Source organism: Cupriavidus basilensis (genome assembly GCF_000876015.1).
Classification (GTDB): domain Bacteria; phylum Pseudomonadota; class Gammaproteobacteria; order Burkholderiales; family Burkholderiaceae; genus Cupriavidus; species Cupriavidus basilensis_B.
The window spans coordinates 216,774-241,248 of sequence record NZ_BBQM01000014.1 but is presented as its reverse complement, the minus strand read 5'-3'; the positions used below and the strand labels follow the sequence as shown (position 1 = coordinate 241,248).

Annotated in this window: 18 protein-coding genes; 5 read left to right on the top strand and 13 right to left on the bottom strand. The window is 71.7% G+C overall.

Translation table 11 applies throughout. The annotated features are described in order from the left end of the window. Nucleotides 1-14: 14 nt before the first annotated feature. The 4 genes from KF708C_RS13690 to KF708C_RS13675 form a co-directional block, all read right to left on the bottom strand. Nucleotides 15-1,040: an HpnL family protein gene (locus KF708C_RS13690; protein ID WP_020202798.1), complete on the bottom strand. Its 1,026-nt coding sequence runs from the start codon at nt 1,038-1,040 to the stop codon at nt 15-17. Continuing rightward, a complete protein-coding gene (locus KF708C_RS13685) occupies nt 1,037-1,867 on the bottom strand; it encodes a HalD/BesD family halogenase (RefSeq protein ID WP_020202797.1) in 831 nt (276 codons plus the stop codon). The genes KF708C_RS13690 and KF708C_RS13685 overlap by 4 nt, the downstream gene beginning before the upstream one ends. Next, nucleotides 1,864-2,538 carry a CDP-alcohol phosphatidyltransferase family protein gene (locus KF708C_RS13680; RefSeq protein ID WP_029043561.1) on the bottom strand — a complete coding sequence of 225 codons (675 nt, stop codon included), beginning with the start codon at nt 2,536-2,538 and terminating at the stop codon, nt 1,864-1,866. Before KF708C_RS13680 ends, KF708C_RS13685 begins: the two co-directional genes overlap by 4 nt. A 341-nt stretch (nt 2,539-2,879) precedes the next feature. Further along, nucleotides 2,880-3,773, bottom strand: coding sequence for a LysR family transcriptional regulator (locus KF708C_RS13675; RefSeq protein WP_020202795.1), 894 nt, complete (start codon nt 3,771-3,773; stop codon nt 2,880-2,882). A gap of 140 nt (nt 3,774-3,913) precedes the next feature. On the opposite strand from KF708C_RS13675, the gene KF708C_RS13670 reads away from it, so the two are divergent. After that, entirely contained in the window at nt 3,914-4,807 is an 894-nt protein-coding gene (locus tag KF708C_RS13670; RefSeq protein WP_059412222.1) for an alpha/beta fold hydrolase, read from the top strand. A 235-nt stretch (nt 4,808-5,042) separates the two neighbouring features. Here KF708C_RS13670 and KF708C_RS13665 read toward each other — a convergent pair whose 3' ends face one another. From KF708C_RS13665 to KF708C_RS13650, 4 genes are all read right to left on the bottom strand, one after another. After that, complete coding sequence (locus KF708C_RS13665; protein WP_059412220.1) at nt 5,043-7,487, bottom strand: penicillin-binding protein 1A; 2,445 nt, start codon at nt 7,485-7,487, stop codon at nt 5,043-5,045. Between the two features lie 114 nt (nt 7,488-7,601). Continuing rightward, nucleotides 7,602-8,906 (bottom strand): S1 family peptidase, encoded by a 1,305-nt coding sequence (locus KF708C_RS13660; RefSeq protein ID WP_020202790.1) that lies wholly within the window; start codon nt 8,904-8,906, stop codon nt 7,602-7,604. Between the two features lie 53 nt (nt 8,907-8,959). Then, a complete protein-coding gene (locus tag KF708C_RS36405; protein WP_196812867.1) occupies nt 8,960-9,649 on the bottom strand; it encodes a DUF2846 domain-containing protein in 690 nt (229 codons plus the stop codon). Between the two features lie 103 nt (nt 9,650-9,752). Then, the gene (locus KF708C_RS13650) at nt 9,753-10,382 is read right to left on the bottom strand and encodes a DUF2239 family protein (RefSeq protein WP_059412218.1); all 630 of its coding nucleotides are present in this window, start codon (nt 10,380-10,382) and stop codon (nt 9,753-9,755) included. 272 nt (nt 10,383-10,654) lie between these two features. Here KF708C_RS13650 and KF708C_RS13645 point away from each other — a divergent pair, with 272 nt between their 5' ends. After that, nucleotides 10,655-11,275 (top strand): flavodoxin family protein, encoded by a 621-nt coding sequence (locus tag KF708C_RS13645; protein WP_020202787.1) that lies wholly within the window; start codon nt 10,655-10,657, stop codon nt 11,273-11,275. 111 nt (nt 11,276-11,386) lie between these two features. Here KF708C_RS13645 and KF708C_RS13640 read toward each other — a convergent pair whose 3' ends face one another. Continuing rightward, nucleotides 11,387-13,006 carry an inorganic phosphate transporter gene (locus KF708C_RS13640; RefSeq protein ID WP_059412216.1) on the bottom strand — a complete coding sequence of 540 codons (1,620 nt, stop codon included), beginning with the start codon at nt 13,004-13,006 and terminating at the stop codon, nt 11,387-11,389. Between the two features lie 156 nt (nt 13,007-13,162). Further along, the gene (locus tag KF708C_RS13635) at nt 13,163-13,564 is read right to left on the bottom strand and encodes a winged helix-turn-helix domain-containing protein (RefSeq protein ID WP_231586475.1); all 402 of its coding nucleotides are present in this window, start codon (nt 13,562-13,564) and stop codon (nt 13,163-13,165) included. A 193-nt stretch (nt 13,565-13,757) separates the two neighbouring features. On the opposite strand from KF708C_RS13635, the gene KF708C_RS34530 reads away from it, so the two are divergent. After that, nucleotides 13,758-14,759, top strand: coding sequence for a molybdopterin-dependent oxidoreductase (locus tag KF708C_RS34530; RefSeq protein WP_059412213.1), 1,002 nt, complete (start codon nt 13,758-13,760; stop codon nt 14,757-14,759). Between the two features lie 13 nt (nt 14,760-14,772). On the opposite strand, the gene KF708C_RS13625 is transcribed toward KF708C_RS34530, so the two are convergent. Beyond that, the gene (locus KF708C_RS13625) at nt 14,773-15,201 is read right to left on the bottom strand and encodes a TOBE domain-containing protein (protein ID WP_020202783.1); all 429 of its coding nucleotides are present in this window, start codon (nt 15,199-15,201) and stop codon (nt 14,773-14,775) included. Between the two features lie 261 nt (nt 15,202-15,462). Here KF708C_RS13625 and KF708C_RS13620 point away from each other — a divergent pair, with 261 nt between their 5' ends. Beyond that, complete coding sequence (locus tag KF708C_RS13620; RefSeq protein WP_059412204.1) at nt 15,463-16,809, top strand: DUF2325 domain-containing protein; 1,347 nt, start codon at nt 15,463-15,465, stop codon at nt 16,807-16,809. Nucleotides 16,810-16,828: 19 nt separating this feature from the next. On the opposite strand, the gene KF708C_RS35640 is transcribed toward KF708C_RS13620, so the two are convergent. Continuing rightward, nucleotides 16,829-17,170 (bottom strand): hypothetical protein, encoded by a 342-nt coding sequence (locus KF708C_RS35640; protein ID WP_156173817.1) that lies wholly within the window; start codon nt 17,168-17,170, stop codon nt 16,829-16,831. A gap of 404 nt (nt 17,171-17,574) precedes the next feature. On the opposite strand from KF708C_RS35640, the gene KF708C_RS13615 reads away from it, so the two are divergent. Continuing rightward, nucleotides 17,575-20,343 carry an ATP-binding protein gene (locus KF708C_RS13615; protein WP_052165871.1) on the top strand — a complete coding sequence of 923 codons (2,769 nt, stop codon included), beginning with the start codon at nt 17,575-17,577 and terminating at the stop codon, nt 20,341-20,343. A gap of 72 nt (nt 20,344-20,415) precedes the next feature. Here the strand turns inward: KF708C_RS13615 and KF708C_RS13610 are convergent, their stop codons facing one another. After that, nucleotides 20,416-24,438, bottom strand: coding sequence for an ATP-binding protein (locus KF708C_RS13610; protein ID WP_059412201.1), 4,023 nt, complete (start codon nt 24,436-24,438; stop codon nt 20,416-20,418). Nucleotides 24,439-24,475 lie beyond the last annotated feature (37 nt).

Below are 24,475 nucleotides of genomic sequence, written 5' to 3'. Positions count from 1 at the left end.
CCAAATAGGTTCGATCAATCGGTAGTGGCCCGCACACTGGCCGCACTGGTGGTGCTGGCCGTGGCACGCCGTCGCTGGAAACGTCTTTCACTCAAATGCAGGTACAGCAGCCCCGGCGCGCCGAGGCCGATCTCGCGCGCGCGCTTGGCCAGCGAAAGCGCCAGCGCCGCGTCCGGCGGCAGTCCCACGATGGGCGCCAGCAGCAGGTAGCCGCCTTCCTGCGCGCCCAGCGAGCCGGGAATCGCGAAGGCCGCGCCGCGGATGGCCTGCCCCACGCTTTCCAGCAGCAGGGCATCGAGCCAGCTCACCGGGTGGCCGAGGAAATGCAGCGCCAGCCAGACTTCGCCGGTGCCGACCACCCAGCCGGCCAGGCTCAGCGCGAAGGTCCTGGCGACCCTGGCGCGGTCGCGGTACAGCTCGTGCACGGCGGCGTCCACGGCGTCGGCACGCGTGGTCAGGCCGCTCCAGTCGCGCTTGCCGAACAGCTTCGACAGCACGCGCAGCACGCGCCCGAACAGGCCGCGCTTCTGCACGTAATAGAACCCCACGATGCACAGCCCCAGCACCGCGGTGACGATCAGCGTGGGCGCGCGCAGGTCGGACAGCGCCTCGTGTCCGCCATACAGGCCGAACAGCGCCAGGCCGGCGAAGGCGAACACCATCTGCGCCAGCGCCTGCATGGTGGTGCACACGGTGATGGCGGCCGCGGCGTCGCGCATGCGCACGCCGCGCTGCGACAGGAAGCGCACCATCAGCACCGGCCCGCCGATCTGGCCCGCCGGCAGCAGGCTGTTGACGGACTCGCCGGCCCAGCGCGCCAGCAGCGTGTCGCGCAGCGAGCAATGGCCGTCGCGGCCGAACAGCACGCGGATCGCGGCCGCGTCCACCGCCAGCGGCAGCAGGTGGAACGCGGCCACCGCCACCAGGCCCCAGCCCGCCGACATGAACGTCGACGCGACCGAGCCGAAGCCCTGCCATGCCAGCAGCGCGACGAACAGCGCCACGCCGACCGACAGCAGGATCATGGCGGCACGGGTCATGCGCGAGGCTTCTTCTTGCCGGACGTCAGGTTCTTGAACACCTGGCGGAAACCGAAATAGGCCACCGCGTCCTTCATGTTGGAGATGAAGCGCAGCCACGGGCGCATGCCCGGATCGGTGACGTACTCGAACGTCAGCGACACGCGGAACTCGTCCTCGCCGGCGGGCGTGACGCGATGGCGCAGCTTGTCGCCGTCGAAGAACACCAGCCCGCCCGGCCCGATCCGCACCGAGCCCGCCTCGTCGGGCACGTCGGGGTTGCGCGTGTGCAGCTCGTAGTCGAGCAGGCAGGTCGACTCGTCGATCACGCCGAGCAGCAGCGTGTAGCGGCGGCCGTCGTAGTAGGAGGTGTCGTAGTGCCAGCCGATGTGGTCGCCCGGGCGCGTGTAGTAGTACAGCGCGTAGGCGTGCGGATCGCTTTGCGGCGACAGCAGCAGCTTGTCGCCGCTGATGCGCTCCAGCCACGAGATCAGCGCGCGCGAGCGGTACAGCTCGGCGATGAACGGCGCCTTCTCGTCGATGGTGTGGCGGCTGACGCTGCCGCCGGCCTTGTGGCCGGGCAGGTAGTTGCGGTTGATGTCCGGCACCAGCGCGCGGGCCGCGGCGATCAGTTGCGCGGTGACTTCCGGCGCGAGGAATTCCTGCAGGTTCAGGAAGGCGTCCTGGCGCTCGAAGTCGGCGCGCAGCTTCGCGCTGTCGAGCCCGGCGATGCGCCCGGCGACGCTGGCGTCCGGGTCGGGCCGCGCGGGCTGGCCCTGGCGCGGCGCGGAAGCGGGCGCCGCCTGCGGCGGCGCGTCCAGGGTGATGTCGTTGGCTGGTTCGCTCATCGTGTTCCTTGGATATTGGCGCGGGCCGTGCGCACCTTGCGCATCACGCGCCAGTAGTCGATCGCCACCAGCACCGCGAACAGCGGCGCGCCGATCGCGGCGGCGGTCAGGAACGGCGCGATGCCGTTGCTCAGCGTGACGATCGGCAGCAGGTACAGCACGTCCTCGGTCTCGAAGCCGGCGGCGGCGGCCTGTCTGGTGCCGCTCTTGCCCACCGCCGATTCGATGCGCATGCGCAAAAAGAAGATCAGCGCCACCGCCAGCCCGGCCAGCGTGCCCTGCAGCACCGGCGAAAAGCTGCCGGCCGCGGCCTGGCCCGCGATCGCCACGCCCATGCCGACGAACAGCAGCACGGTGATGAGCGCATCGCTGGCAAGATCGTAGAAATGGCCGATCTTGCTGGTCTTGCCGCTGATCCGCGCCAGTTCGCCGTCGGTATGGTCGACGAAGTTGGACAGCACGATCAGGAACGCGCCGTAGTTGGTCCAGCCGTAGCCGCCCTGCATCAGGCAGGCGACGCCGGCCAGGCCGATCAGCAGCCGCACGGTGGTGAGATGGTTGGGAGTGACCCACGAGTCCTTCAGCGGGCGCACCAGCGCACGCGCGAGGCGGGCATCCCAGGTGCGTGGCGGGGGCGGCTCGCCGTGGGATTTCGTTGGAATGTCGTTCATCTGAAATAGATACAGGGCAAGCTACAGGGCAGCTACGGGCGGCGGCGGGACCCCGGGACGGCTGCCGCGGCGCAGCCGCAAGGCCCGCATACTAGCGCCAGTCCGCGCGCCCTGCATTGCGGGAACGCAACCCGGTGGGGCGGCGCAGCCACGTCAGGTCGATGCGGATGCCGCCGGCCAAACCGATATGGTAAGCGATGTGACCCGCATCGGCACAATCGCCCCGCCGGCGGAAGGCCGGACGGGCGCCCGGGAGAGGCGAGCACCACAATAGTGCGTGCCGGGGGCATGACCCCGAAGCAACGCCCCGCGGAGTGCGGCCGCCGCCGGCCCGGCGCCGCTCACCAGGCCCGGGTCTCGCCGAAGCGGTGCTGGCGGCCGGCTTCGCGCACCGCGTCCGTCAGCACCTGGGCGGCCGGCGCCCCTTCACGCACGAAGGCGTAGAAGCGCGCCTTGGGCAGGGCCGGCATGCGGTCGCGGCCATCCAGCACGCGCAGGCCCTCGCGCACCTGGCTGCGCGCCACCGGCGTGACCGCGAAGCCGGCGCGCGCCGCGGACAGGCAGCCGGCCATGCTGCTGCTCTCGAACACCAGCCGCCAGGGCCGCCCGACGCGCGCCAGCGCCGCCACCGCCGACTCCCGGTACACGCACGGCTCGGGAAACGCCGCCAGCTGGACCTCGGCCTCGGGATCGAACGGCGCGTCGGCGGCGTGGACCCACACCAGTTCCTCCTCCCACAGCAGCTCGCCGCCCGTCGCGCGGGAGCACTGCTTGCCGAACACGATGTCGAAGCGCCCGCGCTCCTGCTGGCGCAGCAGGTCCGCCGAAGCGCCGACCTTCAGCTCGACCGACACGTCCGGATGCCAGCGCCGGAACGCCTGCAGCATGCGCGGCAGCCAGGTGCCGGCGAAGTCCTCCGAGCTGCCGACGCGCAGGCGCCCGCGCACGGGCGCGCCGCGCAGCCGCGCGCGCAGCTCGCGCTCCAGCGCGACGATGTTGCGCGCATACGCATACAGCAGCTCGCCGTCCGGCGTCAGCGTGAAACTGCGCGTGGTGCGCTCCAGCAGCACCGCGCCGGCACCCTGCTCCAGCCGCTTGACATGGCCGCTGATGGCCGACGGCGTCAGGCTGAGCGACTCGGCCGCCAGCGCGAAGCCGCCGCAATCCACCACGGCGAGGAACGTGCGCAGCAGGCCGATGTCGAGCGTGGCCGCCGAGGCCGGCATCGCATCCATGTCATGCCCTCCAGATTGATTTCGTAATCTTCACAATCATAGCCAATTCATCACGAATCGGAAATCGCGCGGGTGCTATCGTTTCAAGCTGACCAGGCCGGTCCCCCACTCAACCTGTTACCCACGAGGAGCGCCGCGCGATGACGGCATACCACTTTGCCAGTACCAGCGTGCTGGACATCGGCTACCTGGAATGGAACCCGCGCGGCGCGCGCACCGCGGTGCTCGTGCACGGCTGGCCGGACAGCCCGGAAAGCTGGCGCGGCGTGGCCGCGCCACTGGCCGGGGCCGGCTTCCGCGTGCTCTGCCCGGCGCTGCGCGGCTTCGGCCCGACGCGGTTCCGCGACGGCGCCACCATGCGCAGCGGCCAGCTCGCGGCGCTCGGGCGCGACCTGCTCGCCTTCCTCGACGCGCTGGCGCTGCGCGACCCGCTGCTGGTCGGCCACGACTGGGGCGCGCGCGCCGCCGCCAACGCCTTCGGGCTGCGGCCGCGCGCCGGCTCGCACCTGGTGATGCTGTCGGTCGGCTACGGCACCAACGACCCGCGCCAGGCCATCCCGCTGCAGCAGGCGCGCAACTACTGGTATCACTGGTACATGGCCACGCCGCGCGGCGAGCGCACCGTGGCGCAAGACCGGCGCGCCTTCGCGCGCCAGATGTGGGACACGTGGTCGCCGCTGGGCTGGTACGCGGAACAGGATTTCGACGAAGCCGCCGCGGCCTTCGACAACCCCGACTGGGCCGCCGTGGTGCTGCATTCGTACCGGCACCGCTGGGGCTTCGCCGAAGGCGATCCCGCCTACGCCGCCGACGAGCGCGCGCTGTGCCCGGCGCCGGTGCTGGCCGCGCCCACGCTGGTCCTGCACGGCGGGCGCGACACGTGCAACCAGCCGGCCAGTTCCGAGGGCAAGGAAGGCTTTTTCTCCGGGCGCTACGCGCGCCAGGTGCTCGACGGCGTGGGCCACTTCCCGCAGCGCGAGGCGCCCGAGGCCGTGGCCGCCGCCATCCTGCGCTTCTGCGCCCAGCCGGGCTGACCGCATGGCGGGTGCCGCCGCGGGATGTCGGCGAGTACCGCATCATCTGCGCGGTAGCCGGCTAAGCACTCGCTGACGTGATGGTCATCGGCAAGCGCAACGACGATGACGTGTGCAAGCTCCGGGAGCGCATGAAGTAGCACCCACGCAAAGCCCGCAGGGCTTCTTGTCGTGCCCCCGCACTCTGCTCCAGAGCGGATCGTCCGATTGATCCCGGGGTCACAGACGCCGGCCGCTACTGCGCCTGCGCCGCGCCGCCCTCGCTGACGCCGCCGTCATTCTGCGCCGGCGCGGGCACGGCGGGCGGCAAACCCGAGGCTGGCGCGCCCGCCTGCGGCGATGCGCCGGCCGGCGCGGGCACCGCGGCCGATGCCGGGGCATCACCAGGGTACGGCGCGCCGCTGTCGCTGGCGGGCGGCGCCGGAGCAACCGCGCTGGCCTCGCTGGCGGCCGGCGCGCTGCTTTCGGTGGCGGCGGGCCGCGGCGCGCGCCGGGGCTGCGGCGGCGGCGCCTCCGGCTTCGGCGCGCTGCCGAACAGGCGCTGGTACCAGCCGCGCACGGTGCCGGCGATGGTGTCCCAGAAGCCGCTGTCTTCCTGCTCGGCGAAGCGGACATTGGCGTCGATCAGCCGCGTGCGCAGCGCGCGCTGGAAGACGTCGCCCACCATCGGCAGCGCGCTGTGCGCGCCCTGGCCCCAGTAGTCGCTGCGCAGCGTGATGCGGCTGTCGTTGAAGCCGACCCAGGCGCCGGCCACCAGTTGCGGGTGCATCAGGATGAACCAGCCGTCGGCGTTGTCCTGCGTGGTGCCGGTCTTGCCGGCGACGTCGGCGCGGATGCCGAAGCGGCTGCGGATGCTGCTGCCGGTGCCGCGGTCCACCACGCCGCGCATGACGTCGAGCAGCGTCTGCGCGGTGGCCACCGGCAGCGCCCGTTCGGGCGAGGCGTGGCGGAAGGTCTCCAGCACCTCGCCGTTGCGGTCTTCGATGCGCGTGACCATCACCGGCTCCAGGTAGGCGCCCTGGTTGGCGATGGTGCCGTAGGCCGTGACCATTTCCTTGAGCGTGACCGGGCTGGTGCCGAGCGCCAGCGACGGCACGATCTCGAGCTTGCTTTGCCGCACGCCCATGACCCGCGCCAGCCGGGCCACCTTGTCGGGCCCGACGGTCTGCATCAGTTGCGCGGTGATGGTGTTCTTGGAATACACCAGGCCGTCGCGCAGGCTCATGGCGCGCCCGCTGGGCGGGCCGTCGTCCGAGGGCCGCCACACTTCGCCGCCGGCCAGCGGGATTTCCACGGGCTGGTCGATGAAGGTGTCGTCGGGGCTGGCGCCCTGCTCGAAGGCCGCGCCGTAGACGAAGGGCTTGAAGGTGGAGCCGGGCTGGCGCTGGGCCTGCTGCACGTGGTCGAAGGCGTCCTGGGTGAAATCGCGGCTGCCGACCCAGGCCTTGATCTCGCCATTGCGCGGGTCGAGCGCGAGGAAACCGGCCTGGATGCGCGTCTTGGACTGGCGCAGCGCCTGCATGAAGGCGCGGTCCGCCAGCAGCGTCCTGAGGGCGTCCTCGGGCGCCTGCCCGGCCTCGCGCGCGGCGCGGAACTCCGGCGTCTCGCGCACGAAGGCCCGCACCAGGTCGCTGCCGGCCGACCAGCCCGAACGCTGCGACCACGCCGAGTCGGCGATGCCCTGGAGCTGGTTGCCCTGGCGCGCCACGGCCTGCGTGGCCAGCGCCTGCAGGCGCGAATCGATGGTGGTGCGCACCACCAGCCCGTCGGTGTAGATGTTGTAGTCGTTGCGGTCGGCCCAGTTGATCAGCCACTTGCGCAGCTGCTGCGCGAAGTGCGGCGCCGGGCCGGGCGGCTCGGTCTGGCGCTCGAAATCGATGCGCAGCGGCCGCTTCTTCAGTTGCTCGAACCGGGCCGGCGCCAGCTTCTCGTACTTGACCATCTGCGCCAGCACGAGGTTGCGCCGCTGCAGCGCGCGCTCCGGGTTGATGACCGGGTTGTAGTAGCTGTTGCCCTTGAGCATGCCGATCAGCGTGGCGCTTTCCAGCACGTCGAGCTGGTCGGCGGACTTGTCGAAATACGTGCGCGCCGCCATCTCGATGCCGTAGGCGTTGTAGAGGAACGGCACCGTGTTGAGATAGGTCTCGAGGATCTCGTCCTTGGTGTAGAGCGCCTCGATCTTCAGCGCGGTGATCGCTTCCTTGAGCTTGCGCGTGAGCGTGGGCGCGCGGCCGATCTCGTCGGGGTAGAGATTGCGCGCGAGCTGCTGCGTGATGGTGGAGCCGCCCTGGCGGTCGCCCGAGAAGGTGCGCAGCGCGGCCGAGCCGAGCCGGCGCCAGTCCAGCCCGAAGTGCTGGTAGAAGCGGTGGTCCTCGGTGGCGATCAGCGCGGCGGTGACGTTGGGCGAGATGTCCGCCAGCCGGACCCATTCGCGGTTGGCCCACTTGTACACGGCCAGTTCCTTGCCGTCGGCCGAGAGCACCTGCGCGGGCTGGTCGGACTTGGCCTTGCGGATGTCGCGGATGCCCGGGGTGAACGGCACCAGCACCACCACGTACAGCAGGAACAGCAGCGGCACGGCGGCCACCGCCCTGAGCACGCCGCGGCGCGTGGGGCGCCGCAGGCGGGAGAGGAAGGCAAGGCGGCCGGCGGCGAAGGTCTTGATCTGTTCCAGATTCATGAAGCGAGCGGCGGACGGCGGCGCGGCCCGGCGCGCGGCCGTCCAGCCGTCAATGGAAAGGCCTGCATCCTACCAAAAACGCACCGCGGCGCAGCGGGGTGGCGCCGGCGCCGCCTAATCGAAGCGATGCTCCACCAGCATCAAGCTTTCGTCCGTCTTTTCCCAGCGCGTGGCATAGGTGGCATCGAAGCGCACCACGCGCCGCAGCTCGGGCGCGTACCACGCCACCGCCGTGTAGAGCACGGAACTCTGCGCGCCGCCGGAGGAAAAGCCGTAGAAGGGCCGCATCACATAACCCTTGTAGCTGATGCGCAGCACGCGAAAGCTGCCCGCCGGCACGGTGATGGTGGACTCGCCGGTGGCCTCGCCGCTGAGTTCGGTGCTCAGCTCGGAGCCGGGCTGCTTGTAGCTGTACTTCCAGCGCTGGCCCGGCTTGACGTTGTCGGGCACCCAGCCGTGCGGCGGCGAGGCGGCATCGAACTCGCCGCCGCTGGGCGTGACGAGCCGCTCCAGGCGGCCATCGCGGCTCTCGATGCGCGCGCCCTGGTTGAAGGTCACGCGCTCGCCGTCGATCCTGTCGACGCGGTAGACCACCTCGCGCCGCTTGCGGGTGAGCTTGTCGAGCAGGTCGTAGCGCCAGACCTCGCCCACCGCCGGCGACTGCTTGCCGGCCACGACGGCGCCCGCTTCGTCGACCGCCGCTGCCGCCGCCGGTCCCGGCGAAGCGGCGGGAGCGGCGGGCGGAGGCGACTGCCGGTAGCTGGCCATCGCCGCCACGCCGCGCTCCCTGGCCGCCGCGATCCAGCCCGCGGGCACGGCCTTGAGCAGCTTGTCGCCCGCATCGGCGCGCCCCGCGATCACGCCCACCAGCCGGCCGCTGTCGTCGAACACGCCGCCGCCGGACGAGGCCGGCATCTGCGCCGTGACCTCGATGCGGTCCAGCTTGCCGTCCGCGCCGGCATGCAGGCCCGCCACGCTGCCTTCCTGCAGCGCGACGCCCGCGGCGTCCGGGCTCGCGGCCGCCACCACCTTCTGGCCGAAGGACGGCGCCGCCGCCGTGGAGACGGCCACCGCCGGCGCGCTGAAATTGGCCACGCGCAGCAGGCACAGATCGCGCTCGACGTCGGGCGCTTCCAGCGTGGCGTCATAGCTCACGTTGTCGCGGCGCACGGCGATGCCGCGCGCGCCGGCCAGCACGTGGCAGGACGTGACGAGCTGCCCGGCCCCGATCACCACGGCCGAGCCCGAGGACAGCGGCGCGTTGTTCTGGCCCGTGGTGCGCACCCCGTAGACGCTGGGGGCGAGCCTGACGAGCAGTTGCGCGCTGTCGAGCGCGTGGGCGCTGGCGGCGGCAAGCAGGAGCGCCGCGGGCGCGAGGGACAGCGCGGCGCGGCGCGGGGTGCGGGTCGTGATGGTCATGGGCGGGGAAAGAGAAAACCGTGGTCCCTGGATGGGAGAAGCAAAGCGCCGCCTCATCGGGCCGGCATCAGGTAGCGCAGGTCGTCCATGCGCACCGTGCCGGCGTCCGCCGGCGCGGAGGGCGCCGAGCGCGCGGGAACGACAGCGGCGGCAACCGGCGCCGGGACAGGCGCGCGGACAGGCGCCGGAATAGGCACCGAGACAGGCACAGAGACAGGCACCGGAACAGGCGCAGCGGGAACCGCAGCGGCAACGCCGGCCCCGGCCGTGCCGGCCGGCGCGGAGCCGGTGGCTGACATCGACACAGGCAGATCGCCCGTGTAAGCCAGGCTGGCCAGTTCCGCGCGCGCGCCGTCGGGATATTCTTCCCGCAGCACCACGTGGCCGGCGAACAGGCCAAAGTCGATCGAGGTGCGCAGATATTTGGTCTCGCCCGCGGCCAGCCGGAAAGACAATGTGGTTTCGACCTCGGTCGTGGCCGAAGCGACGAAGCTGCCGGGCTTGCGGTCGACGAAGAAGAAGCCGCCGGGACGGCTGCGCCCCACGACCTCTTCGTCGATGCGCAACTCCGGCTGGATGGCGGCGCCCATCATCGACGCGGAGCGCAGGAAGAAGATCCGGCCTTCGCCCGCGCGCAGGGGCGGCATGGCCTGTTGCACGTCCTGGAAAGACGGCCCCGAGGCGCAGCCCGACACCAGCCATGCAGCCGTGCCGGCCGCCAGCAATACCCCTTTGATACCCATGTCCCGATACCCGCCCGTCTGGTCTGGTTCTGCGTTTTTCGTTGTGGCCGTATTCTGCAGCGGCCATGCGGATTGGACAAGGGCGCGGCCGGCCGCGGCAGCCTCACTCCCCGGCGAAGGCGGCCTCGGCACGCTGCGCGAGATAGCCGCGCAGGTCGGCCGGCCACGGCGCGAGCATCTGGTCGAAGCGCGCGCGGTCTCCCGCGAACAGGGCGCGCGCCACTTCCTCGAAATTGGCCTCGCCGCCGGCGGCCGCGGCCATGAAGCGATAGCCGGCCTCCTGGGCGTGGCGGATGCGGTCCTTGCCCGCGCCGGCGCGGCGCGCCTCGTCCACCAGCTTGCGCAGCACCACCGAAGCGCCGCCCGGCTGCGCGCCGAGCCATTCCCAATGGCGCGGCAGCAGCGTGACCTCGCGCGCCACCACGCCCAGCCGGGGACGGCCGGGGCCGCGCGGCGCGCCGGCTTCGTCCGCCGGCGCGACGGCAGTAACGGTGGTGGCGACAGCGGACGCGGCCTGCTCCGCGGCGGCGATGCGCGCGGCCACCTCGGCGGCGCTGCCGCGGAAATCGACTTCCGCCTGCTGGCAGTCGTCGTCGCAAAAGATCAGCACGCCGGCGACCGGCTGGTCCGCGAAACGTTGCCTGACCTGCCGCGCCACTTGCGCGAGCGGGCCCGCGGCGATGCGCCGGCTGCCTTCGAAGGCGGTGTACTGGACTGGCTGGTTCTCACTCATGACGGACTGGCGTTGCCGCGGAAGATGGATGATGGCGCCAATATTACCCGGGTAAAATTGGATCGTCAATATTACCCGGGTAAAAATAGAGGGACGGCACGGGTACGCCAGGCCGCACAGGCGGCCACATTCAAATTACCTCAATGACTTGTTGATATTTCCGTCACGCACGCCCGCGCCACCTGCCTAAACTTGCTTTCACCGGCGGGCAACACAGCCAGCCGAAGCCAGATCCCGCAGTTCAAAATTTCGCAATCATCGAGGACATCGCCATGAGCGCCATCGCCACCAAGATCGCCATCGTCTACCACAGCGGCTACGGCCACACCGCCAGGCAAGCCCAGGCCGTCGCCCGCGGCGCCGCCGGCGTGGACGGCGTGGAAAGCCTGCTGATCAGCATCGACGACATCGACCAGCACTGGGACACGCTGGAAAACGTGGACGGCATCATCTTCGGCGCCCCGACCTACATGGGCAGCGCGTCGGCGCAGTTCAAGGGCTTCATGGACGCCACCTCGCGCAACGTCTTCGCCAAGGGCGGCAAGTGGGCCAACAAGGTGTCGGCGGGCTTCACCAACTCGGCCTCGCGCTCGGGCGACAAGCTGGCCACGCTGCAGCAGTTGTCCATCTTCGCCGCGCAGCACGGCATGCACTGGGTCAACCTGGGCCTGCCCCCGGGCCACAACAACTCCAAGTCGACCGAGGACACGCTGAACCGCCACGGCTTCTTCCTCGGCGCCGCGGCGCAGTCGAACGCGGACGAGAGCGCGGACGTGGTGCCGCCGCTGGCCGACCTGCGCACCGCCGAACACCTGGGCGCGCGCGTGGCGGAAGTCGCGCGGCAACTGGCCGTCGGCCGGCGCGCGCTGGCGGCGGTCAAGCAGGCTGCCTGAACCTGACGCACGGGCACCCGCGGGCACGCCACGGGCGCCGCCGCCGCGCATGGCGGCGGTGAGGGCAGGGGCCGGGCACCGGACAATACCGGTGCCCGGCCCCTTGTCCGTTCAGAACAGTTTCGAGAACAGCCAGAACAGGCAGCCCGACAGCAGGATCGCCGCCGGCAGCGTCAGCACCCAGGCCATCATCAGGTTGCGGATGGTGGACATCTGCAGGCCCGAGCGGTTGGCCGCCATCGTGCCGGCCACGCCCGACGACAGCACGTGGGTGGTGGATACCGGCAGGCCGAAGGCATCGGCCGCGCCGATGGTGGCCATCGCCACCAGTTCGGCGGACGCGCCCTGCGCGTAGGTCAGGTGAGTCTTGCCGATCTTCTCGCCCACGGTGACGACGATGCGTTTCCAGCCAACCATCGTGCCGAGGCCGAGCGCGATGGCGACGGCCACCTTGACCCATAGCGGGATGAACTTGGTCGCGGCGTCGATCTCCTGCTTGAACGCGGCCAGGTTTTCCCTGGTGGTGGCATCGAACTTGACGGTGCTTTCCTTCTCCAGCAGGCGGATGGCCTCGGAGGCGAGATACATCTCGTTGCGCACGTTGGCCACCGCGGCGGCCGGCACGCCCGCCAGGCTGTCATGCGCGCGCACCTGGTCGCCGATCCCGCCGGCGACGACGGCCAGCGCCGGCACCACGCCGGCGTTGAACTCGTGGGTGCGCAGGTAGGTGGACAACACGCCGCGCGGATCGGACGGCGCCGCCGCCGGCGCGGGCACACTGTGCCGCAGGGCTTCGCTGGTGACCTGGGCCACGGCGGCGAAACGGGTCGTCTCGTCGACCGGCATGGCGCGGTTGAGCGCATACGACAGCGGCACGGTGCCGACCAGGATCAGCATGATGAGGCCCATGCCCTTCTGCCCGTCGTTGGAGCCGTGCGCGAACGACACGCCGGTGCAGGTGAGCACCAGCAGGCCGCGGATCCACAGCGGCGGCGCCTTGTTGGCGACCGGCTCGGCATACAGCTCGGGGCGCCGGACCAGCGCGCGCAGCAGCAACAGCAGGATGGCCGCGCAGCCGAAGCCGACCAGCGGCGAGAGCAGCAGCGAGTAGCCGACCTTGATCGCCTGCGGCCAGTCCACGCCGCTGGTGCCGTCGCGCCCGTGCATCAGCGCATTGGCCACGCCCACGCCGATGATCGAGCCGATCAGCGTGTGCGACGACGACGCCGGCAGCCCGAGCCACCACGTGCCGAGGTTCCAGATGATGGCGGCGATCAGCAGCGCGAACACCATCGCGAAGCCGGCCGCGGAACCCACCTGCAGGATCAGCTCCACCGGCAGCAGCGAGATCACGCCGAACGCCACCGCGCCGCTCGACACCAGCACGCCGAGGAAGTTGAACACGCCCGACCACATCACCGCGAACTGCGGCGGCAGCGAGTTGGTGTAGATCACCGTGGCCACGGCGTTGGCGGTATCGTGAAAGCCGTTGACGAACTCGAAACCCAGCGCGATCAGCAGGGCAACGCCGAGCAGCAGGAAGGGCAGCCACGTGGTCGGCATCGACGCCGCCGAGGACAGGTCGTGGACCAGGCTCATGCCGGTGTAGGCCACGCCCGCGGCGACCAGCAGCAGGAAAGCCAGGCCGGTGAGCTTGCCGGGCCGGTGGTCCAGGTTGGGGCGCATGCGCCCCGCATCGGCGATGGGCGCCGTTTCGATCGTGTTGCTCATGTTCCGCTCCCCCTTGCGCAAAGATGAAGCGCCATCCTCCTGCCGGAGCATGACACTCCCATGACGCGCGTCTCATGCGCATCACAAAGGGGGCGGACTATTTCCAGGCGGAACCGGGTGCGCGGCCGGCCTGCGGCCGGCATTTCCGCGGCGGTTTCAGGGCGTGGGCCCGGGGCGGGCCAGCAGGCGGATCAGCCCGTCGATCTCGCCCGCGCAGGCCTTGGCGGCGCGCGCCTCGGCGGCGCGGTAGAGGCGGATCACTTCCTCGCCGACGGGCGTGAGCACCGTGCCGCCGCCCTGCGAGCCGCCGTGCTCGGAATCGACCGCCGGCAGGGCCAGCGAGCGGTTGATCTCGTTGAGCAGGTCCCACGCCCGCTTGTAGGACATGTCGAGGCGCTTGGCCGCGGCCGAGATGGAGCCGCAGGCGCGGATGGCTTCGAGCAGGGCGATCTTGCCGGGGCCGATGGCGATGGTGTCGCCGAGCATGATGCGCATGCGCAGGAGCGCCTGCGGTGCGTCCGGGCTGACGGTGGTACGGGAGCGGGCTAGTTTGACCATGACGCGATGGTAACTCGGCGCGGCCCCGCGGCGGTATCGATGCGCACCCGGAACGCGCCCGCCGCCGTCCCGATATGTGCGCCGGGCGCTATGTTAGAGTCGACATAACGCCGGCCGCGCCCCCGCGAGCGCCGCGCCGGCAGCCGGGAACGCCGCCACGCGGCGCGCCCGCGGAACCACGGGAGGAATCCAGATGCGCAAGCCGAACGGTCCGCTGTCCGCATTGTTGTGCGCCGCCCTCGTGCCGCTGCTGCTGTCGGCATGCGGCGGCCCCAACATCCCCGGCGGCGCGGTGGCGCCACCGGCCCCGGCCGATGGCCAGTTGCAGGTGGCCGGAGCGCTCGACCGCCCGGCAACGCTCACGCTGCCCCGACTCCACGCGCTGCCCGCCGTCACCCAGACCGTCAGCTTCGCCAGCAGCCGCGGCACGCAGACCCATACCTACGTGGGCACGCCGCTGTGGAACCTGCTCGACGGCATGGGCATCCAGGCGGACCCGGCAGCCAGGAACGACGCGCTGGCGCGCTATGTGCTGGCCACCGGCGCGGACGGCTACCGGGTGGTCTTTTCCCTCGCGGAACTGAAGCCGGACTTCGGCAACCGCGCCAGCCTGGTGGCCTATGGCGAGGCCGTGGACGGCGCGGCGGCGCCGCTGGCCGCCGGCGGCCCGCTGCGCGTGACCGCGCCCGGCGACGGCGAGGGCGGGCGCTACGTGGCCGGCCTGCGGCGGCTGGAAGTGCGCGCGTCCGGCTCCACGGTGGCCGCGGCGGACGGCGCCCCCTCGACCCGGATCGCGGTGAGCGGGGCGGTCAGGCAGCCCGGCAGCTTCGACCTCGCCGCGCTCAAGGCACTCCCGGCGGTGACGCGCACGGTCGGCGCCCACACCTATACCGGCGCGAGCTTGTGGGACCTGCTCGATGCCCGGGCCGGCCTGGCGCCCGGCGCCGCGAAGAACGGCATGCTGGCGATGTACGTGGTGGCCACCGGCAGCGACGGCTACAAGGCGCTGGTGGCGCTGGGCGAGATCGCGCCCGGCTTCGGCAACCAGCCGGACCTGATCGCCTACGAGATGGACGGCGCGCCGCTGGGCGCCGGCGGCTTTGCCCGGCTGGTGATTCCGGGCGACGGCAAGCCCGGCCGCCACGTCTCCAGGCTGGTCAGCCTGGAGGTGTTCGCGGCGCCGCCCGCCCGCTGAGCCCGCGCCGGGCTCAGGCGCGCACGGCCAGCAGCACGCTGGAGGCCTTGAAGATGGCGACGGCCGCGCCGCCCTGCTTCAGGCCGAGGCCGCCGACGCTCTCGTTGGTGATGATGGCCACGATCTCGCCGCCCTGCGGCAGGCCGATGGCGACCTCCGAATTGACGGCGCCGGTCTTGATGCCCGACACCGTGCCCACGAGCTGGTTGCGGGCCGACAGCAGCGTGCCCGGATCGGGCACGCCGACGATCACCGACGAGGCCTTGATCAGGGCGGTGGCGTCCTTGCCCACGGCCAGCCCCAGCCGCCTGGTGCTCTCGCCGGTGATGCTGGCGACGATGCGCACGCCGCCGGCAATCTCCAGGTCGATCTCGTCGTTGACCGCGCCCTGGCGGATGGCGCTTACCTTGCCGTCGAGCTTGTTTCTTGCGCTGATATTCATCTTCCCCTCGATTGGTCGATTGATCGATTGGTCGTTTCGGCGGCCATCGCTCTGGCCGCAAGGACGCCGGCGCGCGCGCCGGCGGTGAGCCGGGCACCCAGCCAGCAAATATTACCGCCTTTGCGCGCGGCTTCCGCCGGTCCGGCGCGGCTCCGCACATCCGTTATATTCAATGGTATATTTCGCCGAGACGGCGGGACCCCGCGCCTGGCTGCCACGCGGCGCGGTGCCGGGCCTGCCCTTTTCCACGCGAGGTATCGCATGCACGCTCCACCGTTTCGCCTGGCCCGCGCCAACGGCATCGAGACGGCGCTCGGCAACCAGCCGGCGCCCCTGGCCTGCTGCGCGCCGGCGGCGCCGCAGGCACGCCCCGCGCGGCGCCGCGCGCGCCTGGCCGAGCTGGACTCGCACCTGCACTGCTCGATCATCGGCACGTGCATGACCACCGGCGAGCTGCGCAAGCTGGTGCCGCGCTTCGTGGCGCTGGACCGGCAGCGCGCCACCGACCTGGAAATCCACCACGAGGCGGTCAAGCTCGCCGGCGCGGGCGGCGACGGCTGCAAGGCCCTGCAGAAAGCGCTCGACGAGCGCTATGCGCAGGCCCTGCGCCACTTCAACGCGGCGCGCGACGCCGACGCCGTGCTCAAGCTCTGGCAGGAAGCGGTGGCCAGCGGCGACATCCCGCCGGCCTACTGGGCCGTGATGACCCATCCGGAAGCGAGCAGCCCGGTGCGCCAGGCCGCCTTCGGCGAGGTGCACATGCTGTCGCACCTGGTGGGCGCCGCCAACCGCGCCGACATCCGGCGGCTGATGGCGCTGGAGGAAGACAACGCCGCGCTGCGCGCCAAGCTCGAGCGGCAACAGGAACGCCTGCAGGAAATGAGCGCGCGGCATGACGCGCAGGCGCGCGAGCTCGCGGCGCTGGGCGAGCGGCTCGCCCACGCCAGCGCGCGCGCCGGCGCCGAGGGCACGCCGGCGCAGGCGGAGCTGCGCGCGCTGCGCGACGCGCTGGCCGAGCACGAGCGGGCCGCCGCGCTGCACGCGAGCCGCCGCGAGGCCGCGGAGCAGCATGCGCTGCGGGAGCAGGAAGCGGCGCAGGCGCTGCGCGCGCAGCGCGACGACGCGCTGGCGCAACTGGCCGCCAGCCACGCCGAGACGCGCGCGCTGGAACAGGCCGTGCTCGCGGCCGGCGGCCAGGACGGCGAGCCGCGCGGGCGCCATCCGGGGCTGCGCCACCTGGAGGGCAAGCGCATCGTGTACGTGGGCGGCCGCCCCGGCTCCAACAACGCGCTCAAGGCGCTGGTCGAATCGACCGGCGGCCACCTGGTGCTGCACGACGGCGGCATCGAGGACCGCAAGGGCCTGCTGGCCGCGACGGTGGCGCGCGCCGACATGGTGGTCTTCCCGGTGGACTGCATCGACCACGATTCGATGAACATGATCAAGCGCGTGTGCGAGCGCCACCAGGTCGCCTACCATCCGCTGCGCACGGCGAGCGTGGCCAGCTTCGTGGAGCTGGCGAGCCGCGTGGCCGTGCCGCCATCCGGCCACGCGGACACCACCGCCGCGCCGCGCGCCGTGGCGCTTGCCGGCGCGCGCGCACCGTGATGCGTCGCTCGCATCCTTGCTATCCTTTGGGCCGGCGCGCCATGCGCTTGTCCTCTCCGGCCGCGCCGGCGGCCTGAATCCGGCCGACATCCCGGGCCGGCGCGTGAACGCCCGCCTGCGGCCCGCCGCGCACCCGCTTCGCCACACCCGCCCGCCGCGCATGCATTGACGGGCGGCCGGCGCGCGGCCCCGCCCTCCCCGCTCCGGCGCAGGCCATTCCGAATGGCATCGGCGCGGCGCGCGCCGCGCCGGAATGCGCGAACTGCCTGCCGTTGGCGGAGCGTCCCTTGCCGCGCGCACAGGCTGCAAACAGGGCCTTCGCATTGCGATTGGCCGACATGCCGCGCCGCTGCGCGAGCATCTCGGGAGATTCCTACAGCACAGCAATGTGATTGGGAATTTTCCCCTCCTACATTGGGAAATTTCCCAAAATCATGTCGGAAATGGCGGGATAAAGTCCTGCGTGTTATCGGCATGTTCCGCCCGGACCCGCTCGCGCGCCGTTCTGGCGACCCCACATGACAAGCCACCCGTCCTTGACCGCGCCGCGCAGCCGACAGGCATTGCGTGGGCTTCCGGCGTGCCTGTCCGCCGTCTTTCGCCGGCGAACGCACGAGCCGGCCTCCCACTCCAGGCCGCCGTCGCGCCACGGACGGCCCGGCGGACGTGGCCGGCACATTGCACTGCCCCGGCCACGCCATCGGCAATGACATGTGCTCACGAGGCGCCGTCAGCACAAGTACATAACCGCACCTGAAACAGCACATGCGCATTGACCGACGCTTCCGGCTGGTTGCCGCCTTCATCTTCGTGACCACGCTGGGTCTGGCGGGCTACCTGCTGCTGCTGGAATGGCGGACCTACAACGATGCGCAGGAGACCGGGCCGATGCTGAACCTGTTCCGCGCGGTGCTGGTCGCGGCCGAGAAGGCCTCGGCGGAGCGCGGCCCGTCCAACGCCGTGCTGGGCAGCGACACGCCCGCGCCGGAGAACAAGCTGCACGACCTCGAACGCGCGCGCGCCGAGACGGACAGCGCCATGATGGCAGCCATCGCGGGCCTCGAGGCTTCTCAGTGCGACCATTGCTCGGCCAGCGCCAGGCAGATGCGGCAGACGCACGCGCAACTGCGCGCCGCGCGCGCGCACGTCGACCGGCTGGTGCAACTGCCGCGCCCGGGGCGCTCCACCGACCGGCTGTGCACGGTGCTGAGCACCATGTTTACGGCCACCACCGACATCATGCAGATCTCCGACGAGGTCATGTTCGACCTGATCCGCGCCGAGCCGCTGACCGCCGAGCATGCCGGCATCGCGCGCCTGACCGCCGAGCTGCGCGAGCAGGCCGGCCGCGCCGGCTCCGTGTTCACCCCGGCGCTCACCGCGCGCCGGGCGCTGTCGGTCGACGAGCAGCGCGCGCTGTGGACGGAGACCGGCAGGATCCGCGCGCTGGGCGAGCTGGTGATGATGCGCACGCGCGACGACAAGGCCGCGCGCCGCGAATCGCTGCTGGCCATGCATGAAATGGGCTCGAGCTATTTCACCGATGGCCTGGCCTATCTCAACGAGATCGCCACGCTGCCGCCGCACGACCTGCGCTACCCGACCACCGCGGATTTCGCCGAGCGCTACGTGCCCACCATGAGCGCCATCATCCGCGTGCGCAATGCCGAGCTCGCCTCGGCCGAACACATCATCCAGGCGCAGGACGCCATCGCCGGCAGCCGGCTGCGCGTGCTGTGCGGCGTCATCGGCATCGCGCTGCTGGCGCTGGCCGTCATCATCGTGCTGTTCGCGTACCGCGTGATCCGCCCGCTGTCGGGCGCGACCGACGCCATCCGGCGCATCGCCGGCGGCGACTACAAGGTGTCGCTGCCGTCGGCGCGGCGCAGCACCCAGATCGGCGCGCTGCTGCATTCGGTGCAGGTGCTGCGGCGCGCGGCCATCGCCAAGGACGAGCTGGAGGCCGACCGCGACCTGCTGATCCGGCAGTTGCAGGAAGCCGCCGCGCAGGAGCGCGCGCAGGCCGAGGCGCTGATGCAGGCGAGGGATGCCGCCGAGGCCGCGCTGCACGCCAAGGACAGCTTCCTGGCCATGATGAGCCACGAGATCCGCACGCCGATGCATGGCATGCTGGGCCTGCTGGAGATGCTGATCGACACCGGGCTGGACGAGCACCAGCGCCACCTCGCGCAGGTGGCCAACAGCTCGGGCGAGGCGCTGCTGCAGATCCTCAACGACATCCTCGACTACGCCAAGATCGGCGCCGGCAAGATGAAGATCGTCGAGGCCGAGACCGACATGCGCGAACTGGTCGAAGGCGCGGTGTTCCTGCTGTCCGGCAATGCCTACGAGAAGGGCCTGCGGATGAACATCTGCATCGACTCCGGCATCGCGGCGCGCTACCTCGCGGACACCGCGCGCATCCGCCAGATCCTGCTCAACCTGATCTCCAACGCCATCAAGTTCACCATGCAGGGCAGCATCAGCGTGAGCGCCACGCTGGTGGAGAGCGCCGGCGCGCACGAGACCATCGAGATCACCGTGAGCGACACCGGCATCGGCATTCCGGCCGAGTCGCTGCGCCGGCTGTTCGAGCCGTTCGAGCAGATCGACGGCCATTCCACGCGGCGCTTCAGCGGCACCGGCCTCGGGCTGACGATCTGCCGGCAACTGGCCGAACTGATGGGCGGCCAGCTCGAGATCAGCAGCAACGAGGGCAACGGCACCTCGGTGACGCTGCGGCTCGCCCTGAAGGTCGATTGCGGGCGCCATGCGTTCCCGCAACTGGCCGGCCGCGACATCGCCATCGACGTGAGCGACGCGGCCGCGGTGATGGCGCTCAAGCACTATGCCAGCGCGGCCGGCATGCGGCCGCTGCTGACGGGCGAGGCGGGCGCGCACGGCAAGCCGGATGGCCACGACGCGCCGCTGCGCATCGTGGCCGCCCGCGGCGCCCGCGCGCGCGCCGGCGACATCCTGCTGGCCCACCAGGGCAGCCAGCCGGCCGACGCGCCGGACGGCGGCCCGGTGGTGCTGCACGACAACCCCATCGCGTGGAGCGCCTTCGTCGCCGCGTGCCAGGAAGCGCTGCTGCGCGGCAAGGGCGGCAACGCGGTCGCCGCGGCGCCACCGGACAACGGGCCGGCGCCGTCGGACAAGAAGACCGCGCGCATCGTGGTGGCCGAGGACCATCGCGTCAACCAGTTGCTGCTCAAGATCCAGTTGCGGCAGCTCGGCTACGACAACGTGGTGATCTGCGACGACGGCGAAGGCGCCTGGAAGGCGCTGCACGCCGAGCCGGCGGACCTGCTCATCACCGACCTCTACATGCCCGGCATGGACGGCTTCGACCTCGCCCGGCAGGTGCGCGCCACCGAAGGCGGCAGGCACACGCCGATCATCGCGGTGTCCGCGTCCACGCTGGCCGAGGAGGAACACCGCAGCCGCGCCGCCGGCATCGACATCTTCCTCGGCAAGCCGGCCTCGATGCAGGAGCTGAAGCAGGCGATCCGGCGCGCGCTCGCGCTGCACTGAGGCGACGCGCGCGCGTCATCGCCATCATCGCGCCGCCGTCCTTGCCTGCCCCGCCGCCCTGTCCGTCCCTCCCTATTCGGCCACCGCGCCCGAGAAGCGCGCCGGCATGATCCAGCGCTCCAGGCAGGCGCGCAGGACATGCAGTTGCGCGGGCTTGAACAGGCATTCGTCCATGCCGGCGTCCAGGCAGCGCTGCATTTCCTCCGCCTCGGTGCTGGCGGTGATGGCGACGATGGGCAGGTGGCGCCGCCCCTCCGCGTCGTCGCCCGCTTCGGCCGCTTCCTGCGCGCGCACCCGCCCCGCCAGCTCGTAGCCGTTCATGACCGGCATGTGGCAGTCGGTGATCAGCAGGGCGTAGCTGGTCCTGCCGAGCGCGGCCAGCGCCTCGCCGCCGTCGCCGACCGCGTCGCTGGCGTAGCCGAGCACCTTGAGCTGGCGCTGCAGCAGGATGCGGTTGGTGGGATGGTCCTCGGCGATCAGGATCAGCCGCCCCTGCGCCAGCGCCAGCTCGCGCGACACCGCGGGCACCTGCGCCGGCGCGGCGGCGGGCTCCGCGCCGCGCGCCGCCTGGCTGCCGACGGCGGCCAGCGAGGCCGCGCGCAGCGCGCGCCACGTCAGCGGATTGGCGCTCAGGCGCACGTCCGAGCGCGTGAGCCGGTAGCCGGCCAGCTTGGGCTTGTCGGTGATGCGGATGGCGCCAGACGCGGGCGCCTCCGTGCCGTCGTCCAGGAACAGCAGGTCGAAGCCCGGCTCGCCGGCGCCGTCCGCGCGCGCCGGCTGCCGCTGCTCCACGGTCTGCGCGCCGGCGGCGCGCAGCAGGTGCGCGATGCCGCGCGAGACCTGCGCATCGGCCACGCGGATCGCGGCGCGGCGCCCGGCCAGCGGGCGGGCCGTGTAGGCCATGTCCCTGACCGGCAGCGCGAGCCGGACTTCGGCCTGCGTGCCCGCGCCCGGCGCGCTGGCCAGCGTGATCTCGCCATGCATCAGCACCAACAGCCGGCGGCAGATCGACAGGCCCAGGCCGGTGCCGCCGAAACGCCGCGTGGTCGACGAGTCCGCCTGCATGAAGGGCTCGAACAGCCGCGCCTGCTTGTCCAGCTCGATGCCGACGCCGGTGTCGCTGATGCGGAACACCACGGTCTGCCTGCCGTCGCGCTCGCCGGCCGCCTCCACGGCAAGCGTGACGGTGCCGTGCTCGGTGAACTTGATGGCGTTGCTGAGCAGGTTGAAGAGGATCTGGCGCAGGCGCACGCTGTCGCCCAGCACCACCGCCGCCACGTCGTCGCTGACGTCCAGCCGCATCAGCAGGCCCTTGTCGTGCGCGCGCGTGGCGAGCAGGCCGAGGGCGTTGTCGCACAGCTCGCGCAGGTCCAGCGGCAGCCATTCGATGTCGATGCGGCCGGCCTCGATCTTGGAGTAGTCGAGGATGTCGTCGAGGATCTGCAGCAGCGCGCCGGCGGAGTCCTCGATCATGCCGACCGTGGAGGCCTGCTCGCGGCTCAGCTCGGTATGGCCGAGCAGTTCGACCAGCCCGAGCACGCCACTCATGGGCGTGCGGATCTCGTGGCTCATCATGGCCAGGAAATTGTCCTTGGCGCGCGAGGCGGCCTCGGCGATGTCGCGCGCGCTCGCCAGCGCGGCCGCGCGCTCGTGCTCCTCGGTGGTGTCGGTCCAGTAGCCGTTCCACAGCGTGGTGCCGTCGTCCTCGCGGCGCGGCACGGCGTGCAGCCGGGCCCACTGGAAGCCGCCGCGGCCGCGCAGGCGGACCTCGTGGTTGACCGCCTGCAGCGCCGCGCCGGCGCGCGTGACCGCCGCGCGCAGCGGCTCGGCGTCGTCCGGATGGACGCAGGCGCGCACGCGCGCGCTGTCGGCCATCATGTCCTCGGCATCGAGCCCGAACAGTTCCTGCGTGTTGCCGCTGACCCAGACGAAGGCGAAATGCCCGTCGCGCGCCTGGCGCATCTGGAACACCGTGGCCGGCAGATGGCGCGTGACGTCGGTCAGCCGCGCCTCGGCCTCGCGCGCCTTGAGCTCGGCGCGGCGGATCTCCGAGACCTCCACCGCCGAGAAGATGACGCCGCCCGCCTCGGACTCGTTCGGGGCGAACGGCTGCAGCCAGCACAGGAAGTGCCGCGCGTGCCCGGACGCGGCCTGGAAATCGAGCGCGATATGGTGCATCTCGCCGGCCTGCATGGCGTCGCGGATCGCCTGGTCCAGCGTGGCGCTGATGTCGGCGCCCCACACCGCGGCCTCGTTCTGCAGGCGGCCGACGAGGCGCTCGCGCGTCACGTCCAGCAGCGACAGGAAGGCCGCGTTGATCGCCAGGTAGCGCCCGTCCTTGTCCATGACCGCGATCGGCAGCGGCACGGCGTCGATCAGCGTCGACTGGAAGCGCTGCTGCACCGAGACCTTGCGCTCCACCGCGCGCCGGCCGGCCGCCTCCTTGCGCAGCAGGTACTGCGAGCGCAGCAGGACGGCGACGATGCACAGCAGCGCCGCGATCGGCAGCCCGGCGCGCTCCAGGATCTGCCGCCACGACGGCTCGAGCACGTAGCTGGCCGCCATGTAGCGCTTCTGGATGTCGAGCCGGCGCTGGTCCTGCAGCGCCGACAGCGCGCGGTTGACCAGCGGCAGCAGCCGCTCCGACAGTGCCGGCGACACCGCGAAGCCGATGTCCAGCAGGCGCTCGCCCGAGCCGATCACGCGCAGCTTGCCGGCGAAGCTGCGCTGCAGCTCGACGTCCGCCGAGGCAAGGTCGTCGACGTAGACGTCGGCGTCGCCGTCCGCCACGCTTTGCAGCGCGGCGTGCACGCTGGGCGCGGTGGACAGCAGCGCGCCCGGCACCTCGCGCCTGACCACCCCGCCGGCGCCACCGGCCGCGGTGACAACCACGCGCAGGCCGGCGAGTTCCCGCAGATGCCCGACCGCGGGCGCCGACTGCCGCCCGACGATCACCACCGGGAACGCGGCGTAGGGCCGCGAGACCGGCAGCCGCCGCAGGCCGGGGTCGTTCGGGGCCGCCACCGCCATCAGGTCGAGCGCGCCGTCGTGCATGGCGTCCACGGTCTTGCCGAAGTTGCCGGACGGCACGCGCTGGAAGCGCAGGCCGAGCGCCTCGCCGAGATAGCTCAGGTAATCGAGCGCGATGCCGCTCGGGCGGCCGCTGTCGTCGAGATAGCTGTAGGGCGGCAGGCCCACGTCGAAGCCCACGCGCAGCGGCGGCAGCGCGTTGAGGAAGGCGCTTTCCTCGGGCGTGAGGAAGAACTGGTCGGCGTCGTCCTGCTGCACCAGGCGCGCGTTGATCCATTTCGCCAGCAGCATGAGGCGGCGCTCGCGCGGCACGCGCGCGAGCCCTTCGTCCACCCGGTCGCGCAGCGCGGTGGCCGCGGGCGGGAAGGCGAAGTGCACGGCGCTGCCCGGTTCGCGATAGGCGTTCACCACCGAGAGCGCGTCGAACTCGCGGCGGGCCAGCGCGTATTCCGCCACCGGCTGCACCGCCGAGTAGAAGTCCGCCTTGCCCGCCACCACCGCGCGCAGGCCGTCGGTGACGTCGCCCACCGGCACCAGCGTGGCGCCGGGATACCGCGCGCGCACCACGCTTTCCATGTAGAACCCCGGCTCGGCCGCGAAGCGGACGCCTTTCGAGCCCGGCGACAGCACGCCGGCCACGTGGTCGGCGGTGCGCCCCACCACCACGGTGTCGCCCTCGAAATACGGCGCGGAATAGAGCAGGCAGCGCGTGCGCGCATCCGTCTTCGCCATGCTGATCAGGAGGTCGATCTCGCCGGCGCAGGTGGCGGCGATCAGCGCCGGGATGTCGGGATAGGCGTGCTCGACCAGCTCGAGCGCCGGGTTGCCGAGCGCCTCGCGCAGCAGGTCGACGCCGTATCCGCTCGGCTGCGCGCCGCGCGCGAACAGGAAAGGCGGCAGGCCCTGCCTGACCGTGCCGATGCGGATGACGGCCGGCACCGGCCCGGGCGCCGCGGCCGCAGCCGCAGCCGCCGCGCCGAACGCCGGGCCGGCGCAGCACGCCAGCAAGACAAGATGAACCAGCCACCGCCGCCAGGCCTCGCCCGAGGTCCAGGTTTTTTCCATGAGTCGGTTGTCCTATGTCGCCGCGACGCGTTGCGCT

What these genes read in the sequence shown, in the direction of transcription:
- KF708C_RS13690 (WP_020202798.1), bottom strand. Translation starts at nt 1,040, where the DNA reads ATGACCCGTGCCGCCATGATCCTGCTGTCGGTCGGCGTGGCGCTGTTC.
- KF708C_RS13685 (WP_020202797.1), bottom strand. Translation starts at nt 1,867, where the DNA reads ATGAGCGAACCAGCCAACGACATCACCCTGGACGCGCCGCCGCAGGCG.
- KF708C_RS13680 (WP_029043561.1), bottom strand. Translation starts at nt 2,538, where the DNA reads ATGAACGACATTCCAACGAAATCCCACGGCGAGCCGCCCCCGCCACGC.
- KF708C_RS13675 (WP_020202795.1), bottom strand. Translation starts at nt 3,773, where the DNA reads ATGGATGCGATGCCGGCCTCGGCGGCCACGCTCGACATCGGCCTGCTG.
- KF708C_RS13670 (WP_059412222.1), top strand. Translation starts at nt 3,914, where the DNA reads ATGACGGCATACCACTTTGCCAGTACCAGCGTGCTGGACATCGGCTAC.
- KF708C_RS13665 (WP_059412220.1), bottom strand. Translation starts at nt 7,487, where the DNA reads ATGAATCTGGAACAGATCAAGACCTTCGCCGCCGGCCGCCTTGCCTTC.
- KF708C_RS13660 (WP_020202790.1), bottom strand. Translation starts at nt 8,906, where the DNA reads ATGACCATCACGACCCGCACCCCGCGCCGCGCCGCGCTGTCCCTCGCG.
- KF708C_RS36405 (WP_196812867.1), bottom strand. Translation starts at nt 9,649, where the DNA reads ATGGGTATCAAAGGGGTATTGCTGGCGGCCGGCACGGCTGCATGGCTG.
- KF708C_RS13650 (WP_059412218.1), bottom strand. Translation starts at nt 10,382, where the DNA reads ATGAGTGAGAACCAGCCAGTCCAGTACACCGCCTTCGAAGGCAGCCGG.
- KF708C_RS13645 (WP_020202787.1), top strand. Translation starts at nt 10,655, where the DNA reads ATGAGCGCCATCGCCACCAAGATCGCCATCGTCTACCACAGCGGCTAC.
- KF708C_RS13640 (WP_059412216.1), bottom strand. Translation starts at nt 13,006, where the DNA reads ATGAGCAACACGATCGAAACGGCGCCCATCGCCGATGCGGGGCGCATG.
- KF708C_RS13635 (WP_231586475.1), bottom strand. Translation starts at nt 13,564, where the DNA reads ATGGTCAAACTAGCCCGCTCCCGTACCACCGTCAGCCCGGACGCACCG.
- KF708C_RS34530 (WP_059412213.1), top strand. Translation starts at nt 13,758, where the DNA reads ATGCGCAAGCCGAACGGTCCGCTGTCCGCATTGTTGTGCGCCGCCCTC.
- KF708C_RS13625 (WP_020202783.1), bottom strand. Translation starts at nt 15,201, where the DNA reads ATGAATATCAGCGCAAGAAACAAGCTCGACGGCAAGGTAAGCGCCATC.
- KF708C_RS13620 (WP_059412204.1), top strand. Translation starts at nt 15,463, where the DNA reads ATGCACGCTCCACCGTTTCGCCTGGCCCGCGCCAACGGCATCGAGACG.
- KF708C_RS35640 (WP_156173817.1), bottom strand. Translation starts at nt 17,170, where the DNA reads ATGCTCGCGCAGCGGCGCGGCATGTCGGCCAATCGCAATGCGAAGGCC.
- KF708C_RS13615 (WP_052165871.1), top strand. Translation starts at nt 17,575, where the DNA reads ATGCGCATTGACCGACGCTTCCGGCTGGTTGCCGCCTTCATCTTCGTG.
- KF708C_RS13610 (WP_059412201.1), bottom strand. Translation starts at nt 24,438, where the DNA reads ATGGAAAAAACCTGGACCTCGGGCGAGGCCTGGCGGCGGTGGCTGGTT.